Raw genomic sequence first — 22192 nt, forward strand, 5'->3', positions numbered from 1 at the left:
GAGCCGGCCCAGCCGTGGGCCGGCCCGGTACCCCAATAGGTTACCCGGTCCCTCGGACGCACGACCGAGTCGGGAGAGCACGCCGGCGCCCTCGGTAACCTATTAGGTTACTCTGGGTCGGCGACGGTTCGCGGGCGTGGCTGGCCGGCGGGAAGCGGTTACCTTCACGCGTGGCGGCCCTTGAACGTCAGCTCGGCCACGCCGCTCTTGTCGAGGCCGCCGAGGCCGCGCGCGACCATCCGGTCGAACTGCGCCTTCGTCGCCGCGGCGAGCGGCAGCTCGAGGCCGACATCGCGCCCGAGTTGCCAAGCGATGGTCGAATCCTTGGCGGCGTGCGCGGCGGAGAAATAGCAATCGTGCGCGCGGTTCTGCATGTCCTCGCCGTCGGTCTTGAGCACCTGCGAATTCGCGCCGGTCTGCGCGAACACCTCGCGCAACATGTCGAGATCAAGCCCGAGCGCCTGACCGAGGCCTAGACCTTCGGCGAGCGCGGCAGTGTGGATGTTCATGACCATGTTCACGAGCGCCTTCACCTGTGCGGCCTGTCCGGCGGCGCCGATGTAGCGCAGCGCGGAGCTGAGATTTTTCAAAATCGGTTCCACGCGCTCGAACACCGCGCGGTCGCCGCCGCACATGAGGTAAAGCGTGCCGTTGCGCGCCTGCGGGATCGACGAAGCCATGCAGCCTTCGAGCGACGAAGCGCCCGCCGCTTTCGCGCGGCGCTCCACTTCCACGTGCACGCCGGGCGTCAGCGTGGCGCAGTTGACGAAGACCTTGCCGCGCGCGCCCATGAGCAGCGAATCGCCGCTCTCCGCAAACACCGCGAGCTGCGCCGCATCGTCGGTCACGACGGTGAAGATCACGTCCGCCGCCGCGGTCACGTCGGCCAGCCGCGCGGCGGACATCGCACCGATCTCGGCGGCGAGCGCGGCGGAGGTCGGCGCGTGGGCGTCGTAGACCACGGTGACGGCGTAGCCGCAATCCTTGAGGCGGCGCGCCATGTTGCCGCCCATGCGGCCGACTCCGACGAAAGCGATGCGTTCAGACATGTTTGCGTGGTGGGTTGGGCGGTGAACATCCCCATCCCGCGACAAAGTGCCAGCCCGTTGTGCGCGACCGGACCGCCTCCCGCGATTTCGCTTTGCGGAAACGCGCCGCTCGCGCACGGTTCCGCGCCATGCCCCGCTCCACGCCGCCTGGCTACGCTCTCATTGTCCTTTCGCTCGCCTGCACGCTGGCCGCGTCAGCGCAAACCGACGCCGTCCGGCGCGACATCGGCAAGTTCTACGCGCAAAATTGCGCGGCCTGCCACGGCCGCAACCTGCAGGGCGGGCTGGCGCCCTCGCTCCTCGACGACCAGTGGCTGCACGGCGACCGCGACGAGGACATCGCCCGGGTCATCCGCGACGGCGTGAACGACGCGATGGACGGCTACCGCGACGAGTTGAGCGAGGCCGACATTCGCGCGATGGTCATCTTCATCCGCGAGAAACGCGCGGGGTTTTCCTCCTCCGAGTCGCGTCCCGCCCGGCCGCAACCGACGGAGCCGATTGCGAGCGAGCGGCACCGATTCAAGCTCGAGACGGTCGCCGACCGGCTCTCCACGCCGTGGGGCATGGCGTTCCTGCCGGATGGGCGCCTGCTCTTCACGGAGAAATCGGGCCAGCTCCGCGTGATCGAGCGCGGCGTGCTGCGCCCCGAGCCGATTCGCGGCACGCCGGCCGTGCGCGACGCCGGCCAGGGCGGCTTGCTCGAGGTGGCCGTGCACCCGCGCTACGCGGAGAACGGCTGGATCTACCTCGCCTACTCCGACCCCGCGACGCGCAACGGCGAGCCCGTGAGCCTCACCACCCTCGTGCGCGGCAAGCTCCGCGACGGCGCGTGGGTCGAGCAGCAGACAATCTGGCGCGCGCCGCTCGAATTCTACCGGCCCGGCGGCGGCGTGCACTTCGGCTGCCGCATCGTCTTCGATCGCGACGGCTACCTGTTCTTCTCGCACGGCGAGCGCGGCCGGCAGGAAAACGCGCAGGATCTCAAGTTGCCCAACGGAAAGATCCACCGCCTTCACGACGACGGCCGCATCCCGGAGGACAATCCGTTCGCGAAGCAGCCCGGCGCGTTCGCCTCGATCTGGACCTACGGCAACCGCAACCCGCAGGGCCTCGCGCTCGACCCGCGCGACGGTTCGCTCTGGGAAACCGAGCACGGCCCGCGCGGCGGCGACGAGCTGAACCTCATCCGGCGCGGCGCGAACTACGGCTGGCCCGTCATCACCTACGGCATGAACTACAACGGCACGCCGATCACGGCGACCACCGCGAAGGACGGCATGGAGCAGCCGGTCACGCACTGGACGCCGTCGATCGCGGTGTGCGGCATCGATTTCTACACCGGCGACAAGTTTCCCGGCTGGAAGCACAACCTGCTCGTCACCGCCCTCGCGCAACAGGAGTTGCGCCGCGTCGTGATCGACGGCGGCAAGGTCACGCACCAGGAAATCCTCCTCAAGGATTTCGGCCGCGTGCGCGACGTGCAGACCGGCCCCGACGGCACCATCTACGTCGCGCTCAACCAGCCCGACCGCATCGTGCGGCTGGTGCCGACTCAGTGAGGAGCCTCCGCCGCGGGCGAAACGCGCGCGAGTTCGGGCAACCTTCGCCCCGTCTTTAGCTTTGCGGCGGCGCGCGTGCGCGTCTTGCGTCGAGGCGGTCGCCCCAGCCCCGCTCCGCGCATGATCTTCCTGCTCCGCCTTCTGCTTCGCCTCGTTTTCCGTTTCCGCGTGGAAGGCGCCGAGGCGTTGCGCGGCCCGGGCCCCATGCTCCTTTGCCCGAACCACACCTCGTGGCTCGACTGGGCGTTCGTGCTCGTGTGCCTCGACGACGACTGGAAGTTCGTCGCGTCGTCCACCACCGCACAGGCCACGTGGATCCATCGCAAGATGATGATCAACTCGCGGACGTTCCCAGTGGACAACACCTCGTCGTTCGCCGTCCGCGGCATGGCCGAACACCTCGAAAAGGGCGGCAAGCTCGTGCTCTTTCCGGAGGGCCGCATCTCGAGCACGACGGCCCTCATGCGCGTCTACGATGGCACCGCGTTCCTCGTGCACCGCAGCGGCGCGAAGGTCATCACCTGCTACCTGCGCAACGCCGTCCGCGTGAAATGGGTCCGCCACAAGGGCTGGACGCAATGGTTCCCGCGCGTGTCGGTGCATTTCAGCGCGCCGCTCACCGCGCCCGACACGTCGACGCTGGCGCACAACGTCGCCCGCCAGAAGATCACGCAATGGCTGCGCGACCAGATCATGCTGCAGCAATTCGACGCCGAGATGCGCTGCGGCCCGGCCACGCTGCCCGCCATGATCGCCGCGACCGCCCGCGCGCTGCCGCACAAGATCGCGCTGGAGGACATCTCGTTCACGGAGTTCACCTATTCGCGCCTCATGGTCGCGACCGACGTGCTCCAGCGCACGCTCGGCCGCCATCTCTCGTCCGCGCGCGGCGAGCGCATCGGCGTGATGCTGCCCACGGTCAACGGCGCGGTGACGACCGTCCTCGCGCTCTGGTCGCTGGGGAAGACGCCGGCGTTCCTCAACTACTCGACCGGCCCCGCCGTGATGCTCGCGTGCGCGCAACTCGCCGGGCTGAAGCAGGTGCTCACTTCACGCGCGTTCCTTGAGAAGGCGAAGATCAACCTCCAGCCGCTGCAGGACGCCGGCCTGGAATTCATCTACCTTGAGGATGTCCGCGCCGAGGTGACCGGGCCCGTGAAACTCGCCGCGGCGGCGCGCAACTTCCTCTCGTTCGCCCACGCGCTCACGCATGCCCCGGTCGACGCGACCGACACGGCGGCGGTGATCTTCACCAGCGGCTCCGAAGGCGTGCCGAAGGGGGTCGAACTCTCGCATCGCGGCATGCTCGCGAATCTCCGGCAGATTTTCGCCGCCGCCGACCTGCGCGACGACGACCGGTTCTTCAACGCGCTGCCGTTCTTCCACAGCTTCGGCCTCGTCGGCGGCATCGTCGCGCCACTCGTGCGCGGCTGCTACGTGTTCAATTATCCGTCGCCGCTGCACTACCGCATCGTGCCGACCGTCGTCTACGAGAAGAACTGCACGATTCTCCTCGGCACGAACACGTTTCTCAATGGCTACGCGCGCAAGGCGCATCCCTACGACCTCCAGACGGTGCGCTACCTCGTCGCCGGCGCGGAAAAGGTGCAGACCGCGACCTTCGAGACCTACGCGCGCAAGTTCGGCGTGCGGATCCACGAAGGCTACGGCGCCACCGAGTGCGGCCCGGTCGTGTGCATCAACACGAAGATGGACCCGCGCACTGAGACCGCCGGCCGTTTGCTGCCGGGCGTCGAATATCGGATCGAACCCGTCGTCGGCGTGCCCGAGGGCGGCCAGCTGTTCGTGCGCACGCCCGCGATGATGAAGGGTTACCTCAATGCCGACGCGAACGCGAAGTTCCAGGTGCTCGGCGGCTGGTATGATACGGGCGACATCGCGAAGATCGACGCCGACGGCTACGTCACCGTGCTCGGCCGCCTCAAACGCTTCGCCAAGGTCAGCGGCGAAATGATTTCGCTCACGGCCGTGGAGGACGCGCTCGCCGGGGCATTCGCCGCGCAATTCGGCGCACGCTGCACGATCGCGATCGTCGCCGTGCCCGACGCCGAGAAGGGCGAGAAGCTCGTCGCGCTGGCCAACGAGCCGCGCCTGCAACTCGCCGACGTCCGCGCCGCCGTGCGCGCGAAGGGCCTGAGCAATCTCTGCGCGCCACGCGAACTGCGCTTCGTGCACGCGATCCCCAAGCTTGGCTCCGGCAAGACGGACCATCGCGAACTGCTGCGGCTCCTGCAGGCTGGCGAGACCACGCCCGCACAGGCGGCCCCGGCGGCCGGCTGACGCGAGTCGAACGCCCGGCTCCACTTGCGCCGCCACAGTCCGGCCCGAAATATTCGCCGAACAGCCACTGGTGCCACGGCACCATTCGGGTAATCTCACCGCATGTCCGATGCCTTCAACCTCGACGCCTACTGCGCCCGCATCGGCTACACCGGTTCGCGCGAACCGACTCTCGCGACGCTGCACGCGCTGGCGTTTCACCACGCGACCGCGATCCCGTTCGAAAACCTCGACGTGCTGCTCGGTCGCCCGATCGTCCTCACGCCCGCCGCGCTCGTGGCCAAGCTCGTGCACGCGCGACGCGGCGGCTATTGCTTCGAGCAAAACGGCCTGCTGCTACTCGCGTTGCGCGCGCTCGGCTATCGGGTGACGCCGCTCGGCGGCCGGGCCCGCTGGCAATTGCCGCGCGATTTCGTGCCGCCGCGCACGCACCTCATTCTCCGCGTGCATCTCGCCGGCGGCGACTGGATCGCCGATTGCGGCCTCGGTTCAGCCTCGCTCACCGGCGCCATTCCGCTGACGTTCGACGAGCCGCACGGGACGCCGCACGAAGCCCGGCGCCTCGTGCGCGAGGAGGATGGCCGGATTTTCCACCAGACGCGCCTGGAGGACGGATGGGCGGACGTCTGCGAGTTTTCCCTCGCCGAGATACACCCGATCGACTGCGAGGTGGCCAATTGGTGGACGAGCACCAACCCGACCTCGAAATTCAAACAGGACCTGATGGTCGCGCTCGCGCAGACCGATGGCACGCGGAAGGCGATCCGCACCGGCGTCTTCACGCATCGGCGCGGCGCGGAGATCCTGCACCAGCGCACAATCGAGTCCGCCGCCGACCTGCTCGCGCTGCTTGCGGAACACTTCGGCCTCCCTTTCCCGCCAGACACGCGCTTCGGTCCGCCCGATGCGCCGTGGGCACGCTAGTCGCGCTGCACGCTCACCGTGAAAGTCCCGCCATCCGGGTGTCTGGTCACCACGACCAAGATTGCGCCCGCATCGATGCAGCGCTGCACAAAGGCGCCAACTTCGGACTGTGGGATGTTTTCGTGCCGCTCCATGAGAATCATCTAATCCGCAAATCTACCCGCCGACCGCGTCAGCCGCAGGAGGGAAAACCGCCTAACTTTAGGTGCTCCGCGAGACGGGCCGGCCGCACTCGCCCGCACCGGCGCCCGGTTCGGATTCAGGCCACGGGCGGCGGCGGCTCGCGGCCTTCGCTGAGTTCGATGAGGTCGAAGGAGGTGCTGGCCGCCACGTGCGCCAGACCGGCTTCCCGTTTCAGAGTCTCCAGGTAGGCGGTGACACGATCGTTCCACCCGAGCTTTCTCGCGTGCTCGTTCCAGACCATCGCCTGAGTGCGATTGGGCCGTAACCCGCGCGCAAAGATCCACTCGGCAATTTCGGTGTCGTCGCCGCCTTGCCGCACCCGCGCCTCGATCTCGGCGAAGGGAACACCGAGAAATCCGCAGATCTGTCCGTCGAGTCCGACCGGCAACCCGTAGTGGCTGTGATAGTCCGCTGGGAGGTCGCCGGCGTGCATGAGCCGGATCTTGTCGAGCATCCGACCGAGGTAATGCAGGCCGCCGACGACCGAATCGTAGGGCTGCGCAAACTGTAGACGTGGGGCATATCGATGAAACGACGGCCCGCTCTCGTTCGATGCGCGAATTTCAGCGGACATCGACGGCCCCAATGCGCGGCTTTGAATTTATCAAATCACGCTCCCGCCGCGCTCTCGCTATACTGCGGGCATGAACCCTCGCAAACTCCTCACCCTTCTCCTCGCACCCGCGCTGGCGCTCGTCGCCCACGCTTCCAACGCCCCGACCGGCAAGGTCGGCGTCTACGACTCGCGCGTCGTCGCCTACGCGCACTTTCTGCAACCCGCCCAGCAGGCGGCGATCAAAAGCATGATCACTGAAGGCCGCGCGGCCAAAGCCGCGGGCGACACGGCGCGCTTCACTGAGCTGGAAAAGAAGGTCGTCGCCGGCCAGCGGAAGATGCACCTCCAAGTCTTCAGCACCGCTCCGATCCCGGAAACGTTGGCGGCGATGCAGGACCGCGTCGCTGAAGTCCAGCGCGAGGCGGGCGTCGATCGCCTCGTGTCGAAGTGGGACGAAGAGGCGTTGCGCGGCGTCGCTGCGGCGGATCGCGTCGACGTCACCGACTTGCTGGTGCGCGGCTGCGAGCTCAACGAGAAGCAGCGCCAAACCATGAAGGAGATCGCGGCCAAGGAGCCGCTGCCGCTGGCCAAGGCGCGTGAAATGGGCGCCTCCGGAAAACTGTAACCGACACCCGTCCGCCTCCCGCCTGTCACGCGGAGCGGACAGAAACAAAAAGGCGCGGACCTCGGTCCGCGCCTTTGCGTTTTCGAATGGGTTCGTCCCGAGCTTAGAAGCGGAACGCGACCTTGCCGTAGTAGGTCACGCCGTTGAAGCCGAAGGGCGAGATGCTGCTGTAGGGGAAGATGCCGACGTTGTCGGAGCCGCTGAACGGGGCGCCGTTGTAGATCTTCGAGCGGATGTTCTGGTCGGGATAGATGTCGAACAGGTTGTTCGCGCCGACCGAAACGGTGATGTTCTTCGTGACCTTGTAGCTGACATCGAGGTCGGTGAGCCACTTGGCGCCGAAGGTCTGGATGACCTGCTGGTTGGTCGTCGTGCCGCCGACGGTGCCGGGGACCGCCGGGCGGAACTCGACGTTGTAACCGGGCGTGAGGGCGTCGATCTGTGCCTGCGTCGCGCTCGTGAAGGCCACGCTCGAGACCTTGCCGAAGCGGGCCTCGCGGAGCTGCACGGACCATTTCTCGTAGTCCCAGAGGACGGAGAAGTTGAAGGCGTCGCGCGGTTGGCCGCGCTCGAGGCGGATCGTTTCCGTGAGGTCGAACAGCGGCGTGGTCGTGATCGCGGCGAGCGTCGAGTTGGCCTGTTTGATCTTCGTGGCCTTGGTCTTGTTGTTGTTGTAGGCGCCGGTGAAGGTGAACTTGCCGAGGTCGGACGTCTTCCAGGTGTAGCGACCGCTGACGTCGAAGCCGGTGGTGCGGGTGTCGACCGCATTGGTGAAGTAGCGGCCGCCGCCGATGCCGGTGATGCCCTGCGTGGCGAGGAGGTTGATCACGGGCGTGCCGGTGAAGTTCGAGGAGAGAACGATGCGGTCCTTGATCTCGATCCGGTAGCTGTCGACGGTGAAGGAGAGATTCTCGTTCGGATTCCACGTGCCGCCGAAGGAGTAGCTGGTGGACTTCTCGGGCGTGAGCGCGGTGGCGCCGAGGGCCTTGGCCGCCGGGGCGCTGACCGGGAAGGTCAGGATGTCGAACGGCACGCCGCCGATGAAGTTGGTGGCGGTGGAGCTGAACCACTCCTGCGCGAGGTGCGGGGCGCGGAAGCCGGAGGCGACGGAGCCGCGGAGGGCGAAGCCGTGCGGGAGCTTCACGCGAGTGGCGAGCTTGGCCGTGGTGTTGGAGCCGAAGTCGCTGTAGTCCTCAAAGCGGGCGGCGGCGGAGACGAGCCACAGCTCGTTCACGTCCTGCTCGAGATCGAGGTAAACCGCCTTGGAGTCGCGCGTGTGCGTGCCGGCGTCGGACGGCTTGAAGCCGGGGAACACCTGCGCGCCGACGGCGGCGAGGCCGCCGTTGTTGGGGCCGCCGATGATGGTGGAGCCGCCATTGCGGTAGGAGTCGGGATCGCCGGCCGCGATGGAGTAATCTTCCTGGCGGAATTCGAGGCCGCCGGCGATCTTGAGCGGCGTGGGCAGGCCGAGGTTGGCTTGCGAGGTCACGTCGAGGTTGTTCGTCCACTGCTTGAACTTCAGCTGGCCGTCGTAGAAGGATTTCGGGCTGCTGTTGCCGAGGGTGACGTTGGCGGACTCGGCGGTGATGTAGTCGAGGGTGTTGTAGCCGTAGACCGAGCTGAGATCCCAATCGAAGGCGCCGGCCTTGCCTTGCGCGCCGCCCGCCCAGGAGGCGTCGATCACTTCGGTCTGGATGTAGGGCAGGAAGCCGTCGGGATAAATCGCGCGGATCGTGCGGTCGTCGCCCGCGCGGCGGAAGAATCCGGCGCCGTTCGCGTGGCGGTTGCTGAAGCCGCCGAAGAAGTAGAGCTCGAGGCCGTCGCGGAGCGGATACTCGCCGTTGAACCACGCGCCGTTTTCCTTGACCATCGGGTCGCCGAAGCGGTGGTTGAAGCGGTTCACGGTCTGCTCGCGCGGATCGAGGGTGCCGTTCGAGGCAGAGAGGCCGGTGCCGGAGCCGTAGTTGCCCGAGATGGTCGAGGTGCCGCCGTTGCCGAAATACTGCTGGCGCGTGTCGGCCTCGATGCGGTTGGTCGGATCCTTGTCGCGCGACCAGGCGGTGAGGAAGAGCGAGCCGGCGTCACCGAGCTTCGTGCCGGCGTAGGCGCTGATCTTGAAATCGTCGCCGTCGCCGACGCCCGTCTGCGCGAAGGAGACGTCGCCGCCCCAACCGGTGTCGTGGCGGAGGATGACGTTGATGACGCCCGCGATGGCATCGGAGCCGTATTGGGCCGAGGCGCCGTCGCGCAGCACTTCGATGCGGCCGATCGCGGCGGCGGGCAGCGCGTTGAAGTCGGTCGAAACCGAGCCGCGTCCGATCGAGCCGTTGAGGTTCACCAGCGAGCTGGTGTGGCGGCGCTTGCCGTTGACGAGCAGGAGCACCTGGTCGGGCGCGAGGCCGCGCAACGTGGCGGGGCGGACGTGGTCCGTGCCGTCCGTCAGCGACGGACGCGGGAAGTTGAACGACGGCACCTGCGCCTGGATCATCTGCGCGGGCTCGGTGTAGCCGCCGCGCGAAAGTTCGGTGCCGCTGATGACATCGATCGGCACGGGCGACTCGGTCACGGTGCGGTTGTTGAAGCGCGAGCCGGTCGCGACGAACGCATCGAGTTTCACGACGCTGTCCTTGGCGACACCGACGCGGTCGGAGTTGTCGGCCGGAGTGGCCGGGGTGGTCTGGGCAAAGGCGGCCGAAGCGAGGCCGCCGAGGAGAGCAACGGCGCCGAAAACGCGCAGTTGGCGGATGCCAGCGCTCACGCTGGACCCGCGGAGGGTCAGTTCTTGGTTCATAGGTTGGCTAGGCAAATTCGTCGGAAAAGAACGGGGCAGAGGACCGACGTTGTGTGTGTTGTTCGCGGCGGAACCTACTCATGGCCCGACATTGCTCAAGCACTACCTCAGCCAAGCGAGGCGGATATGACCCGCAGATTTCCTCGCTCCCGGCGAATGCCTCCGACCCGCAAGTTGCGTCTTGAGACCGCCCCGCGGCTGGCAAATCGTGCGCCATGCTTACCCCTTCCCGCCTGATCGCCGGCTTGGTTGCGGCATCGCTCGTCCTGCTCAGCGCGCCAGCCGCGCTCGCCCAACGTCCCGCGGTCGAAGCGCCGCACGGCATCGTCACCTCCGCGCACGATCTCGCTTCGCGCGCCGGCATCGAGATCCTCCAGAAGGGCGGCAACGCCGTCGACGCCGCCGTCGCCACCGGCCTCGCGTTGACCGTCGTGTATCCGTTCGCCGGCAACATCGGCGGCGGCGGCTTCATGGTCATCCACCTCGCCGAAGCCAACGGCCAGCCCGCGCGCGACGTCGTGATCGATTACCGCGAGACCGCGCCCGCCGCCGCTTCGCGCGACATGTATGTCGGCCCCGACGGCAAGGTGCTCAAAGGCGACGGCTCCTCCACTTCCGGCTGGAAAGCCAGCGGCGTGCCCGGCTCCGTCGCCGGCTTCGCGCTCGCGCTCGAAAAATACGGCTCCGGCAAAGTCACTTGGGCCGACGTCTGCGAACCCGCTCGCCGCATCGCCGCCGAAGGCCACCGCATCTCGCAGACCACCGCACGCGGCTTTCGCGATTGGGGTCCGCGCCTCTTGGCGCAGTTCGACGAGTCGAAAAAAATTTACCTGAAGAACGGCGAGTTCTGGTCGCCCGGCGAACTGTGGGTGCAAGCCGATCTCGGCGAGACCTTCGCGCGCCTCCAGAAGTTCGGCCCGCGCGAATTCTACGAAGGAGAGACCGCCAAGCGCATCGCCGCCGCCATGGCGCAGCACGGCGGCAACATCACCCTCGATGACCTGAAATCCTACCGCGCCGCCGAGCGCACGCCCTTGCACGGCAAATACCGCGGCTACGACATCGTCACCATGCCGCCGCCCAGCTCCGGCGGCATCGCGCTCCTCCAGATGCTCGCGATGCTCGAACCGTTCGACGTCCGTGCCATGGGCCACAACTCCGCGGCCAAATACCACCTCTTCGCCGAAGTCATGAAACGCGCCTTCCGCGATCGCGCCGAATACCTCGGCGACCCCGACTTCGTGAAGGTTCCCGTCTCTGCGCTCCTCGACCCCGCCTACGTGCAGGGCCGCATGAAGAACTTCTCGCCCGACAAAGCCACGCCCGCCAGCGCCGTGCAGCCGGGCCTCGGCGCCTTCGATCCGAAAACCGCGCTCGTCCACCGCGAAAAGATGGAGACGACGCACTTCTCCGTCGTCGACGCCGCCGGCAACGCCGTCGCCAACACCTACACGCTCAACGGCGCCTACGGCTCCGGCGTCACGATCCCCGGCACCGGCATCCTCATGAACAACGAAATGGACGACTTCACCTCGCAAGTCGGCACGCCGAACGCCTACGGCCTCATCCAAGGCGAGGCCAACGCCATCGCCCCCGGCAAGCGCCCGCTCTCGTCCATGACGCCCACCCTCGTCACCAAGGACGGCAAACTCATCCTCGTCACCGGCAGCCCCGGCGGCCCCACGATCATCAACACCGTCTTCCAAATCATCACGAACGTCATCGACCACGAGATGCCCGTGATGCAGGCCGTCGAAGCCCCGCGCATCCACAACCAATGGATGCCCGACATCGTGACCTTCGAGCGCTACGGTCTGAATGCCGACACCGCCGCGCTCCTCCGCGCGAAAGGCCACACCGTCCGCGAACGCGTCTCCTACGAAGGCGCCTATCAAGGCGACGGCGAAACCATCGCCATCGACTGGAAGACCGGCCTCCGCGCCGCCGCCCCCGACCCGCGCAAAGGCGACGCCGCCGCCGTCGGCTACTGACCGCCGAGTAGCGCAGGCGTCCCCGCCTGCCTCGGATCGACTGAACAAAGATGAAGTTCCCTCAGCGAGCCCTGCACGACTACTTGGTGCGAACCACGCCCAAGGAGGGCGTCATCAAGAAGTATGCCCACGCCGTCACGCTCGCCGCCTGCGGGCTGATCATTCCGAGCGTCTGCGCGATCTTTATCCGGCGACAGGGCCTTCAGGAGAACGAGCCAGAGTGGGTGTGGGGCGCGGAGACGCTCTGGAAGGCCCACTTGGGGATCGTCCTCGCCGCCGGTCTGCTCTGGGTATTCGAGCGACCGAAGCGAACAGCGTATCTCCCAGTCGATCCCATCGAGGACGTTGAGGAAGAATCGTAGAAAGGTTCCTCGGCCGCTTCACCGGGCTGTCCTGTAGCGGGGAGCGCTAGCGACCCGTTTCCCTTATCGACCGCGCGCACTGCCAAGAAAGTTGCTATTGACATCTTTCAACTATTGGTTGCCAGTGGCAACCACCATGGAAACCTCCTCCTTCCTCTCCTCCCTCCGCTCCCACGCCGCGCTCCCGGTCGTGTTTCGCACCGGCTCGGCCGCGATCTCGTCGCACTATCACCTGACCGAAGTGAAGCGCGTCGCCTACGAGACGATGGACTGCGGCGCGCAAACCCACCGCTGGTCCGAAACCCAATTCGAACTCTGGGCGCCGCCGCTCGCCGCCGCCCTCCCCGGCCGCGACCACATGCCCGCCGGCAAGTTCCTCGCGATCATCGACCGCGTCGAAAAAGAGCTCCCGCTCGACGGCGACACGCCCGCCCGCATCTTCGTGGCGCTCGGCGACGCCCCCGCCGCCCTCTACGACATCGCCTCCGTGCACGCCGACGACGGACGCCTCCACGTCGAACTCACCGCCGACCGCGCCCGCTGCAAAGCCGCCGAGCGCCGCGCCGCCGTCCTGACCGGAGGCTGTTGCGGCAGCGATCGCGGCACGGACAGCGCCTGTTGCACCCCGGAATCGTCCGCCGACCAACCCGCCGCCGCCTGCTGCGCCTGACCGCGCACGATGTAGGAGCCTGCTTGCAGGCGACACGAAGCCGATTCGCGACTGAACGTTCGTGTCGCCTGTAGACAGGCTCCCGCAACTCCCGGCGAGTTCCGCCCACGCGCCCACTCGCCCCCACGCCGCGCTCGCCAAACCGCGAGCGCGGCTCCACCTTCGCCTTCATGCCGCGCGTGGCCGCCCAGTCCGCCCAGAATGCCGACGCCCTTCTCCGGGAGGTCGTGCACCTCTTCCATCAGGCGCAGCGCTCGATGACCGAGTGCTGCTCCGACGCGACCGCCAAGGAATGCCAGGCTCTCCTCCTCGTCGGCAGCGCCGAATCTCCGCTCACGGTGCAGGAATTCGCCGACCGGATGAGCCTCGAGAAAACCTGGGCCAGCCGCCTCGTCGCGCGCCTGGAAAAACGCGGCCTCGTCACGCGCGTCGACCACCCCGATGACGGCCGCAGCTGGCTGATCGAACTCACCGCGAAAGGCCGCAAGGAGCACAGCGCCCTCGAAAACTCCCTGAACCAGCACGCCGTGAACCTGCTCGGCTGCGTTCCTGCTTCGGAGCGCGCCAACGTCGAACGCGCGCTCGTCCACCTCCGCGACGCCCTCGCCCGTTGCCTGGTCGAGTGCGCACCGGGCACCTCGAAGAAATCCTCATGTTGAACTCCGCTCATCCCGAAACCCGCGCCGTCCACGCCGGCCGCGCGCCGGATCCCGCCACCGGAGCCGTCACGCCCAACCTCGTCTTCAGCTCCACGTTCGCGCGCGACGACCAAGGCCAGCTCCTCGGCAGCCACATCTACTCGCGCACCTCGAACCCAAACCGCACCGCCGTCGAAACCGCCCTCGCCACCCTCGAAGGCGGCGCGCACAGCCTCGCGTTCGCGTCCGGCCAGGCCGCCTCCGCGGCAATCTTCGCCGCCCTCGCTCCGGGCGACCGCGTGCTGCTGCCGGACGATCTCTACCACGGCACGCGCTACCTCGCGACAAACGAGTTCGGCCGCTGGGGCCTCGTCGCGGAATTCATCGACACCAGCGACCTCGCCGCCGTCGCCGCCGCGCTGCAAAAAGCTGCGCGCCTTGTCTGGCTCGAGACGCCGTCGAATCCGCGCCTGAAAATCTCCGACGTCGCCGCGGTGGCAAAACTCGCCCGCGCTGCCGGCGCCCTCGTCGTCGCCGACAACACGTGGGCCACGCCCGTGCTCACGCAGCCGCTCGCGCTCGGCGCGCACGTCGTGCTGCACTCGACCACGAAATACCTCGGCGGCCACAGTGACCTGCTCGGTGGCGCGCTCGTCCTCGGTGCGGACGTGCCGTCGGAATTTCTCGCCCGCCTGCGCTCGTGGCAAAATCTCGGCGGCGCCGTCCCCCCGCCGTTCGACTGCTGGCTGCTGTTGCGCAGCCTGAGCACGTTGCCGCTGCGCGTGCGCGCGCAATCGACCACCGCCGCGACCCTCGCCGCGTGGCTCGCCGGCCACCCGAAGGTCGAGCGCGTCTACTATCCTGGCCTCGCCTCGCACCCGCACCACCTCGTCGCCGCGCAACAGATGAGCGCGTTCGGCGGCATGCTGTCGTTCGAAGTGCGCGGCGGCCACGACGCCGCCAAAGCCGTCGCGTGCCGCGTGAAGCTGATCACGCAAGCCACGTCGCTCGGCGGCGTGGAAAGCCTGATCGAGCACCGCCGTCCGGTCGAAGGCCCCGCGTCGGTCACACCGCCGGGACTGCTGCGCTTCTCCGTCGGCCTCGAACACATCGACGACCTGCGCGCCGATCTCGAGCAGGCGCTGGGCTGAAACAGGAATTCCGCGATCATCGCGCAGGCAGGCGGCTCGCGTCTACGTCCTGCGACGGATACGTAGCGCCCGCCTGCTGGTATTGAGGTAGGGCGGGACCGCTGGGCCTGCCGCGAGGCTCTCAACACGTTCCCGGCGCGCCCAGCGGTCGCGCCCTACCGCACGCTCCGTTGCTCTTGGGTAGAGCGTCTTTCCCTCAACGCGCTCGAAACAGGTTGAGGTCGATCCGTTCCACCTTCACGCGAACGCCACTTCGAACGGCGCACCGGTTTTCGCGCGGACTTCGTCGAGCGTCACGCCGGGGTGCAGCTCGATCAGGCGGAGGCCGCCGCCGGACGGTTTCACTTCGAACACGCAGAGGTCGGTGATGATCAGGCTGACGACGCCTTTGCCCGTGATCGGAAGTGTGCACTGTTTCAAAATCTTCGGGCTGCCGTCTTTCGCACAGTGCTCCATCACGGCGACGACGCGGCGCACGCCGGCGACGAGGTCCATCGCGCCGCCGGGGCCTTTGACCATTTTGCCCGGGACCATCCAGTTCGCGATGTCGCCGTTGTCGGCGACTTCGAGCGCGCCGAGGATCGAGAGATCGATGTGGCCGCCGCGAATCATCGCGAAGGAGTCGGCGCTGGAGAAAAACGCCGAGCCGGGGATCGTCGATATCGTCTGTTTGCCGGCGTTGATCAGGTCGGGATCGACCTTGTCCTCGGGCGGGAACGGGCCGATGCCGAGCAGGCCGTTTTCCGACTGAAGCGTGACGTTCATGCCTTGGGGAATGAAGTTCGCCACGAGCGTCGGGATGCCGATGCCGAGGTTCACGTAGTAGCCGTCGCGCAACTCCTTCGCGGCGCGGCGCGCCATGAGTTCGCGGATGGGCGTTTCCTTTTTCGATGCGGCGGCGCCCTGCACGGTGCGGAACTCGATGCGCTTCTCGTAGCGCGGGCCCTGAATGATGCGATCCACGTAGATGCCGGGCGTGTGGATTTGGTCGGGCTCGAGTTCGCCGACCTCGACGAGTTCCTCGACTTCGGCGACGCAAACGGCGGCGCAGGTGGCGATCATCGGGTTGAAGTTCCGCGCGGTTTTCCGAAACACGAGGTTGCCGGACTTGTCGCCCTTCCACGCCTTCACGAGCGCGACGTCGGCGCGGATGCCGCGCTCGAGGACGTATTCCTTGCCGTCGAAGGTTTTCGTTTCCTTGCCCTCGGCGAGCTTCGTGCCGAACGCGGTGCGCGTGTAGAAACCGGGAATGCCCGCGCCGCCCGCGCGCAGGCGCTCGGCGAGCGTGCCCTGCGGGATGAGTTCGAGCTCGAGCTCGCCGGCGAGCACTTGTCGCTCGAACTCCTTGTTCTCGCCGACGTAGGAAGCCATGACCTTGCGGATCTGGCGCGTCTTGAGCAGCAAGCCCATGCCGAAGTCGTCCACGCCGGCGTTGTTGCCGACGATGGTGATGCCCTTCACGGCGCTGTCGCGCAGCGCGAGGATGAGATTTTCCGGGATGCCGCAGAGGCCGAAGCCGCCGGCGGCGAGCGTCATGTCATCGTGGAGAAGGCCGGCGAGTGCGGCCGCGGCAGAGGCGTGGACTTTGCTCATGTGCGTGGGGGAGCGACAGTGGGTTGGGTTGTAGGAGCCTGCTTGCAGGCGATCAGGAGCGACGAAGCGCGCAACGCGCCTGGGTCGCCTGCAAGCAGGCTCCTACAGCGGTGAGGGTGAAAGTGGACCAAGCGTCTTGCGCATCAGGATTTCGTCGTGGCCGGCGACAACGTAGTCGCGCAAGCGGCCGACGACTTCGTAGCCGGCGCGACGGTAGAGGCGCTGCGCACCACGGTTGAACGCCGAGACGCAGAGCAGGACGTTGCGGTGTTTTTGGAAAATGAGGGCCTCCGCCCAAGCGAGCGCCGCACGGCCGATGCCGCGCCCGCGCATTTCGGGCGCGACGCCGATGGTCTGGACGTAGCCGCCGAGCGGGCCGTTGAGATCGAGCACGAGAAACCCGGCGCGCTCGCCGCCCGAGCGAACGACGAAGCACTGCTTGCGGCGATTGCGCAGGAGCTTCAACGCGTCGGCTGGTCCGCGTCCGAGCGTGAGCCAGGGCTCGGAGCAAGCCATGACGCCGGCGGCCCAAGCGCGGTCGGGCGCGCGCATCGGACGAACGGAGAATTGGCGAGTGACGCTCATGCCGTGAGTGGGCGTGCTATTTTTGACCACGGATTTCACGGATGCCACGGATGGAAAACCATCCGTGCAATCCGTGTGATCCGTGGTGAATTTTCAGGAGCATCGATGCTAGTCGGATTTGGAAGCGGCGGTGCGTAGTTTCAGCAGCAGGTTGGTGATGAACTCGTCCTGCACGGCTTTGTAACCTGCATCCTTCAACCGAATATCTGCATCGTCCAAGTAGTGCTCCAATTCATGAGGCAGCCTGTCGTAGAGGCTGCGGAACCGAGAATACGTTATCTCGCGGAAGGCCGCAGCTCGACGATACCACTCGTCCAGCGAAACGGAGTCGTTCACTGGAAATGAGACGAGTCGCTCGAGTTCGGATGTGTAGTCTCGAACCAGTGGCGCTTCAGCGGCGTCAAATTGCAGTTCTGGTTTCAATTCACACCAGCTCCACGCACGCGGCCAGTCCTTCGCCGCCGCCGATGCAGATGGCGGCGACGCCGCGTTTGAGGCCGCGCTCTTTCAGCGCCGCGATGAGCGTCACGAGGATGCGCGCGCCGCTGGCGCCGATCGGATGGCCGAGCGAAATCGCACCGCCGCGGACGTTGAGCTTTTCACTCGGCACGCCGAGTTCCTGCGCGAAGGCCATCGGCACGACCGCGAAGGCTTCGTTCACTTCCCAGAGGTCCACGTCGCTGACTTTCCAACCGGCGGCGGCGAGCGCGCTCTGCGTCGCCTGCACGGGCGCGGTGGTGAACCACACGGGATCCTGCGCGTGGCCGCCGAAGGCGACGAGACGCGCGATGGGTTTCAGGTTTTTCGCGGCGGCGTGCTCGGCGGTCGTGACAACGAGCGCGGCGGCGCCGTCGTTAATGGTGGAGGCGTTGGCGGCGGTGACGGTGCCGGCCTTGTCGAAGACGGGGCGCAGCGTCGGGATTTTTTCGTAGCGGACCTTCGCCGGGCCCTCGTCGTGCTCGACCTTGGTGACGTTGCCCTTGGCGTCGGCGATCTCGACGGGCGTGATCTCGGCGGCGAAGCGGCTGTCCTTCTGTGCGGCATTGGCGCGCTTGAAACTCTCGATGGCGAACGCGTCCTGCTGCTCGCGCGTGAAGCTGTATTTCGCCGCGCACTTCTCGGCGCAGTTGCCCATGTGGACGTTGTTGTAGGGATCCCAGAGGCCGTCGGAGATCATCGAGTCGACCAGCTGGCCGTGGCCCATGCGGTAGCCGTCGCGCGCCTTCGGGAGGAGATACGGCGCCTGACTCATGTTCTCCATGCCGCCGGCGACAAAGAGCGTGCCCATGCCGGCGCGGAGCGAGTGCGAGGCCTGCATGACGGCCTGCAAGCCGGAGCCGCAGACCTTGTGAATCGTGACGGCGCGCGCGGATTGCGGGAGGCCGGCGTGGATGGCGGCCTGGCGCGCGGGCGCCTGGCCTTGGCCGGCTTGAAGGACGTTGCCCATCAGGACGTCGGTGACGTCGGCGGGCGCGACGCCGGCCTGCGCGAGCGCGCCCTTGATGGCGGCGGCGCCGAGCTTGGCGGCGGGGACGGACGCGAGTGCGCCTTGGAACGAGCCGAGCGGCGTGCGCGTGGCGGAGAGAATGACAATGTCGGTCATGGCGGGAACGGGAGTGGGGTTTGGAACTCCGACGATGAATCGTTCTCCTTCTCTTACTTGTTCTCGCTCTCTCAGCAAAGGAGAACGCGAACAAGGAACGAGAATGAGAACGAGAAAGACGCGCCACGTGCGGTCTTATGGCCCGCGGGCGCAACCGAAACGACATCCCCGGCGGGCCCAGCGGTCCCGCCCTACCTTTTTAGCTGCGCAGCGCGGAGCCGCCGGCGGGACGCGCGACGGTGAACAGTTCGCCGGTGCGCATGTAGTAGTCGCCGGAAAGGCGCGCGATCAGGTCGAGCTTCGTCGGGTCGATGGTCTTGCCGTCGGCGGCCAGCACCGCATCGGCGACGTGCATCGCGACGATGCGGCCGAAGACCACGTTGCCCGCACCGACGCCGCTGCCGATCGTAACCACGCGGTCGAGCACGCACTCGATGGCGATGGGCGACTCGGCCACACGCGGCGCGCGGACCTTCGACGAGGCAGTCGGCGTGACCTTCGCGTGCGCGAACTCGCTCTCGCCGTAGGGCAACGGTGCGGCGGTGGCGTTCATCGGCTCGGCCAGCCAGTAGGGCACGAGGTTCACGACGAACTCGGGCACGGCCTCGATGTTGCGCAGGGTGTCTTTCTTGCCGCCGTCGCGATTGTTCGTGGGCACGAACATGAGCGTGGGCGGGTTGGAGCAGATCGCCTGGAAAAACGAGAACGGCGCGAGGTTCGGCTTGCCGTCGGGCGAGATGGTCGAGACCCACGCGATCGGGCGCGGGATGATGGCCTGGGTCATCCAGGCGTAGCCGTCGCGCGGGGCGAGTTTTTCAAAATCCAAAATCATGCGGACGAGGAAAAGTGTTTCGCCGCCGAAGGCAAAGTCGGTGTGTGTGCGCGTTGTGCTTTTCCCTATGCACAAGCGAGCCAAGCCGAGGCAGGGGCCGTTGCCCCAACGGCCCTTCGGGCGCAGATCGGCACCGAAGCCGAGGGCGCTTGGGGGCAAGCGCCCCTAGCCGCTCCCCTCGGGGCGTGCAGCAGCTCAACCGAGCCAGCTGAGCGGATATTTCGGGTCGTCCATCGCGAGCGCCTGTTCGGTCAGCTCGAGCGGGAACGCGGTGTCGAACATCACGGCGAGTTCCTCGGTGCGGTCGGCCTCGAAGCTCTTCAAGGTCGTGCCCGGATGCGGGCCGTGCGGGATGCCCTGCGGGTGCAGCGTGAACGAGCCGGGCTCCACGCCCTTGCGCGAGCCGAACTGGCCGCGGACGTAGAAGAGCACCTCGTCGGCCTCGGTGTTGTCGTGCGCCCACGGCACTTTGATCGCCTCGGGATGATGGTCGAGCCAGCGCGGCGCGAAGGTGCAGATGACGTAGCCCTTGATCTCGAAGGTCTGGTGAATCGGCGGCGGGAGATGGACGGTGCCGGTGATGGGCTCAAAATCGTTCGCGTTGAACGTGAATGGATACAGCGCGCCGTCCCAACCCACGACGTCGAAGGGATGCGACGCCATGATGTTACGGGTGAAACGCGCGCCGCGGTCCTTCACGAGGATCGCGTAGTCGCCGTCCTTGTCCTCGGCGATGATTTCGGTCGGGCCATGGATGTCGCGCTCGCTGTAAGGCGCGCCGAGGCGCATCTGGCCTTCGGGGTGGCGGTAACGCTCCGGCACGCGCACCGGGTGCGTCGACTCAAGGATGAGGTAGTCCTCCTTCGTCACGTCGTCGGGCACGAGGCGGTAGATCGTGCCGCGCGGGATGACGATGTAGTCGTCCTGCTTGTAGCGGAGCTTGCCGAAGTTCGATTCGAGCCAGCCGCCGCCGGAGAACACGAAGATCACGTCATCGTTGGAGCCGTTGCGGTAGAATTCGTAGCCTTCCTCCATCACTTTCGCGGGACGGCAGCGCGAGCAGGTGATGTCGGCGTTGAACATCAGCGGCACGCGGCCGGTGTAGGGATCGCCGGCGCGCGGCATCGCGGCGGACTTGAGGTGGTGGTGACGCAGCGGGAGGTGCGCGGCGACCTTGGTGGGTTGCTCGCGGAAGAGCTCGACCTTTTTCACCATGGTCGGCGGACGCAGGTGGTAGACGATCGAGTAGGCGCGATCGAAGCCCTCCGTCGTGATGATGTGCTCGTAGTGCAGGCCCTCGCCCTTGTAGCTCGTGGCGACGTCGCGCGGGAACTTGATGTGGTGCTTGCGGGGCATCGCCCCGAGGGTGCGGTAGAAGGGCATGGGGGTGGGAAGAAGTAGCGAGTAGCGAGTAGTGAGTAGCGAGTAGAAGGGTGGCGGAGGCGGGTGCGAGATTCGGTCGATCTACTCGCTACCCGCTACTCACTACTAGCTCACAGCGTTCCGCGCCTCATCTGTTCGCGCTCGATGGCTTCGAAGAGCGCGCGGAAGTTGCCTTCGCCGAAGCCCATCGAGGTGCCTTTGCGCTGGATGACTTCGAAGAACAGCGTCGGGCGCGCGAACACGCACTTGGTGAAAAGCTGCAGCAGGTAACCGGTCTCGTTGTCGCGATCGACGAGGATGCTGAGCGGACGGAGCGTCTCCTTGTCCTCGTCGATCTTGCCGACGCGCTCCTCGAACTTGTCGTCGTAATAGCTATCCGGCACGTCGAGGAACTCCTGCCCCATCTTCCGCATCTCGTCGATCGTCGTAATGATGTTCGGCGTGAGCAGCGCGATGTGCTGCACGCCGGGACCGTTGTATTGGTCGAGGAATTCCTGGATCTGCGAGTTGGCGGACGACGGCTCGTTGATCGGCATCTTAATCCAGCCGTCGGTCGAGCTGACAACCTTGGACATCAGCGCGGAGCGACCGGTGTTGATGTCGAAGTGCATGAACAGATCGAGGCCGAACACCTGCTCGTAGAACGTCACCCACTCGTCCATGCGCTCCACATTGGCGACGATGTGGTCGATCATCGCGAAGTTGATGTCGCGATCGTCGATGCCGCCGGCGACGTTTTGAAAACCCGGCAGAAACTCGCCCGGCTGCTTCCGCTCGATGAAGCTGTGGATCGTGTCGCCGTAGGCCGCGATCGCCGCGCCCGCGACGAAGTCGTCGCTGAAGTATTCCTTAACGGGATTCGCCCCGCGCCGCTGCGCCTCGGTGAAAGCGTGCTGCGCGTCCTTCACGCGGAACGCCACGTCGCGCACGCCGCAGCCATGCTTCTCGAGGTGCACACGCACCGCGTCGGCCTCGACGCCCGTGCCCTGCGGCTCGGTGACGAGGAAATTCACGCGGCCCTGGCCGACGAGATGCGCGCGGCGGCCGCGCAGGCCGGTGGAATTGTCGCCGTAGGCGCGTGGCACCATGCCGTATTTCGTGACGAAGAAGTCGCGCCACTGGTCCGCGTTATCGACCCAGAATTCGATGTGATCGAATTGTTTCAGGCCGAGCGGATTTGCGGCGGTTTTGCGCTCAACGGGTTTATCGAAGAAAGTTCTACTCATGGTCGGTGGAGGACGGGACCGGCGTGGAAGGCGTGGGGGTAGGCGCAGACCATAGCCGCGAAGTGTTTTTCGGTCCATAGCCCGAACGGAGTAATCGCCCTTGCGCCCCCTCGTTCTCGTTCTCCTACTCGTTCTCGTTCTCTCGCTCGTTTGCTCCGCTCCGCGCG

General features: G+C 66.7%; 19 protein-coding genes. 9 read left to right on the forward strand and 10 right to left on the reverse strand.

Annotation, left to right across the window (positions count from 1 at the left end; translation table 11 throughout):
- Nucleotides 1-164: 164 nt before the first annotated feature.
- Nucleotides 165-1049, reverse strand: coding sequence for an NAD(P)-dependent oxidoreductase (locus HZA32_07650; protein MBI5423947.1), 885 nt, complete (start codon nt 1047-1049; stop codon nt 165-167).
- Nucleotides 1050-1177: 128 nt separating this feature from the next.
- Between HZA32_07650 and HZA32_07655 the strand changes: the two genes are divergently transcribed.
- From HZA32_07655 to HZA32_07665, 3 genes are all read left to right on the forward strand, one after another.
- Nucleotides 1178-2611, forward strand: coding sequence for a PQQ-dependent sugar dehydrogenase (locus tag HZA32_07655; GenBank protein MBI5423948.1), 1434 nt, complete (start codon nt 1178-1180; stop codon nt 2609-2611).
- 120 nt (nt 2612-2731) lie between these two features.
- Nucleotides 2732-4912 (forward strand): AMP-binding protein, encoded by a 2181-nt coding sequence (locus HZA32_07660; GenBank protein MBI5423949.1) that lies wholly within the window; start codon nt 2732-2734, stop codon nt 4910-4912.
- Nucleotides 4913-5014: 102 nt separating this feature from the next.
- Complete coding sequence (locus tag HZA32_07665; protein MBI5423950.1) at nt 5015-5836, forward strand: arylamine N-acetyltransferase; 822 nt, start codon at nt 5015-5017, stop codon at nt 5834-5836.
- Between the two features lie 259 nt (nt 5837-6095).
- On the opposite strand, the gene HZA32_07670 is transcribed toward HZA32_07665, so the two are convergent.
- Nucleotides 6096-6593: a DUF5069 domain-containing protein gene (locus HZA32_07670; protein MBI5423951.1), complete on the reverse strand. Its 498-nt coding sequence runs from the start codon at nt 6591-6593 to the stop codon at nt 6096-6098.
- A gap of 70 nt (nt 6594-6663) precedes the next feature.
- Between HZA32_07670 and HZA32_07675 the strand changes: the two genes are divergently transcribed.
- Nucleotides 6664-7200 carry a hypothetical protein gene (locus HZA32_07675; GenBank protein ID MBI5423952.1) on the forward strand — a complete coding sequence of 179 codons (537 nt, stop codon included), beginning with the start codon at nt 6664-6666 and terminating at the stop codon, nt 7198-7200.
- Nucleotides 7201-7303: 103 nt separating this feature from the next.
- On the opposite strand, the gene HZA32_07680 is transcribed toward HZA32_07675, so the two are convergent.
- The gene (locus HZA32_07680; GenBank protein ID MBI5423953.1) at nt 7304-9991 is read right to left on the reverse strand and encodes a TonB-dependent receptor; all 2688 of its coding nucleotides are present in this window, start codon (nt 9989-9991) and stop codon (nt 7304-7306) included.
- Nucleotides 9992-10206: 215 nt separating this feature from the next.
- On the opposite strand from HZA32_07680, the gene ggt reads away from it, so the two are divergent.
- The 5 genes from ggt to HZA32_07705 all read left to right on the forward strand — a co-directional run bounded on the left by ggt (nt 10207) and on the right by HZA32_07705 (nt 14803).
- Nucleotides 10207-11982, forward strand: coding sequence for a gamma-glutamyltransferase (ggt, locus tag HZA32_07685; protein MBI5423954.1), 1776 nt, complete (start codon nt 10207-10209; stop codon nt 11980-11982).
- A 50-nt stretch (nt 11983-12032) separates the two neighbouring features.
- Nucleotides 12033-12344, forward strand: coding sequence for a hypothetical protein (locus tag HZA32_07690; GenBank protein ID MBI5423955.1), 312 nt, complete (start codon nt 12033-12035; stop codon nt 12342-12344).
- A gap of 136 nt (nt 12345-12480) precedes the next feature.
- Complete coding sequence (locus tag HZA32_07695; GenBank protein MBI5423956.1) at nt 12481-13014, forward strand: hypothetical protein; 534 nt, start codon at nt 12481-12483, stop codon at nt 13012-13014.
- 170 nt (nt 13015-13184) lie between these two features.
- On the forward strand, nt 13185-13673 hold the full coding sequence (locus HZA32_07700) for a MarR family transcriptional regulator (protein ID MBI5423957.1): 489 nt from the start codon (nt 13185-13187) through the stop codon (nt 13671-13673).
- Nucleotides 13667-14803 (forward strand): PLP-dependent transferase, encoded by a 1137-nt coding sequence (locus HZA32_07705; GenBank protein MBI5423958.1) that lies wholly within the window; start codon nt 13667-13669, stop codon nt 14801-14803. The genes HZA32_07700 and HZA32_07705 overlap by 7 nt, the downstream gene beginning before the upstream one ends.
- 237 nt (nt 14804-15040) lie before the next feature.
- On the opposite strand, the gene HZA32_07710 is transcribed toward HZA32_07705, so the two are convergent.
- The 7 genes from HZA32_07710 to hppD all read right to left on the reverse strand — a co-directional run bounded on the left by HZA32_07710 (nt 15041) and on the right by hppD (nt 22025).
- Entirely contained in the window at nt 15041-16396 is a 1356-nt protein-coding gene (locus tag HZA32_07710; protein ID MBI5423959.1) for a 3-oxoacid CoA-transferase subunit B, read from the reverse strand.
- 102 nt (nt 16397-16498) lie between these two features.
- Nucleotides 16499-16981 carry a GNAT family N-acetyltransferase gene (locus HZA32_07715; GenBank protein MBI5423960.1) on the reverse strand — a complete coding sequence of 161 codons (483 nt, stop codon included), beginning with the start codon at nt 16979-16981 and terminating at the stop codon, nt 16499-16501.
- A gap of 108 nt (nt 16982-17089) precedes the next feature.
- On the reverse strand, nt 17090-17404 hold the full coding sequence (locus HZA32_07720) for a hypothetical protein (protein ID MBI5423961.1): 315 nt from the start codon (nt 17402-17404) through the stop codon (nt 17090-17092).
- Between the two features lies 1 nt (nt 17405).
- A complete protein-coding gene (locus HZA32_07725; protein MBI5423962.1) occupies nt 17406-18584 on the reverse strand; it encodes a thiolase family protein in 1179 nt (392 codons plus the stop codon).
- 199 nt (nt 18585-18783) lie between these two features.
- Complete coding sequence (locus HZA32_07730; protein ID MBI5423963.1) at nt 18784-19416, reverse strand: flavin reductase family protein; 633 nt, start codon at nt 19414-19416, stop codon at nt 18784-18786.
- Nucleotides 19417-19611: 195 nt separating this feature from the next.
- Nucleotides 19612-20799, reverse strand: coding sequence for a homogentisate 1,2-dioxygenase (locus HZA32_07735; GenBank protein ID MBI5423964.1), 1188 nt, complete (start codon nt 20797-20799; stop codon nt 19612-19614).
- Between the two features lie 110 nt (nt 20800-20909).
- Nucleotides 20910-22025 (reverse strand): 4-hydroxyphenylpyruvate dioxygenase, encoded by a 1116-nt coding sequence (gene hppD, locus HZA32_07740; protein MBI5423965.1) that lies wholly within the window; start codon nt 22023-22025, stop codon nt 20910-20912.
- Nucleotides 22026-22192: the final 167 nt, after the last annotated feature.

Source organism: Opitutia bacterium, assembly GCA_016217545.1.
Classification (GTDB): Bacteria; Verrucomicrobiota; Verrucomicrobiia; order Opitutales; family Opitutaceae; genus Didemnitutus.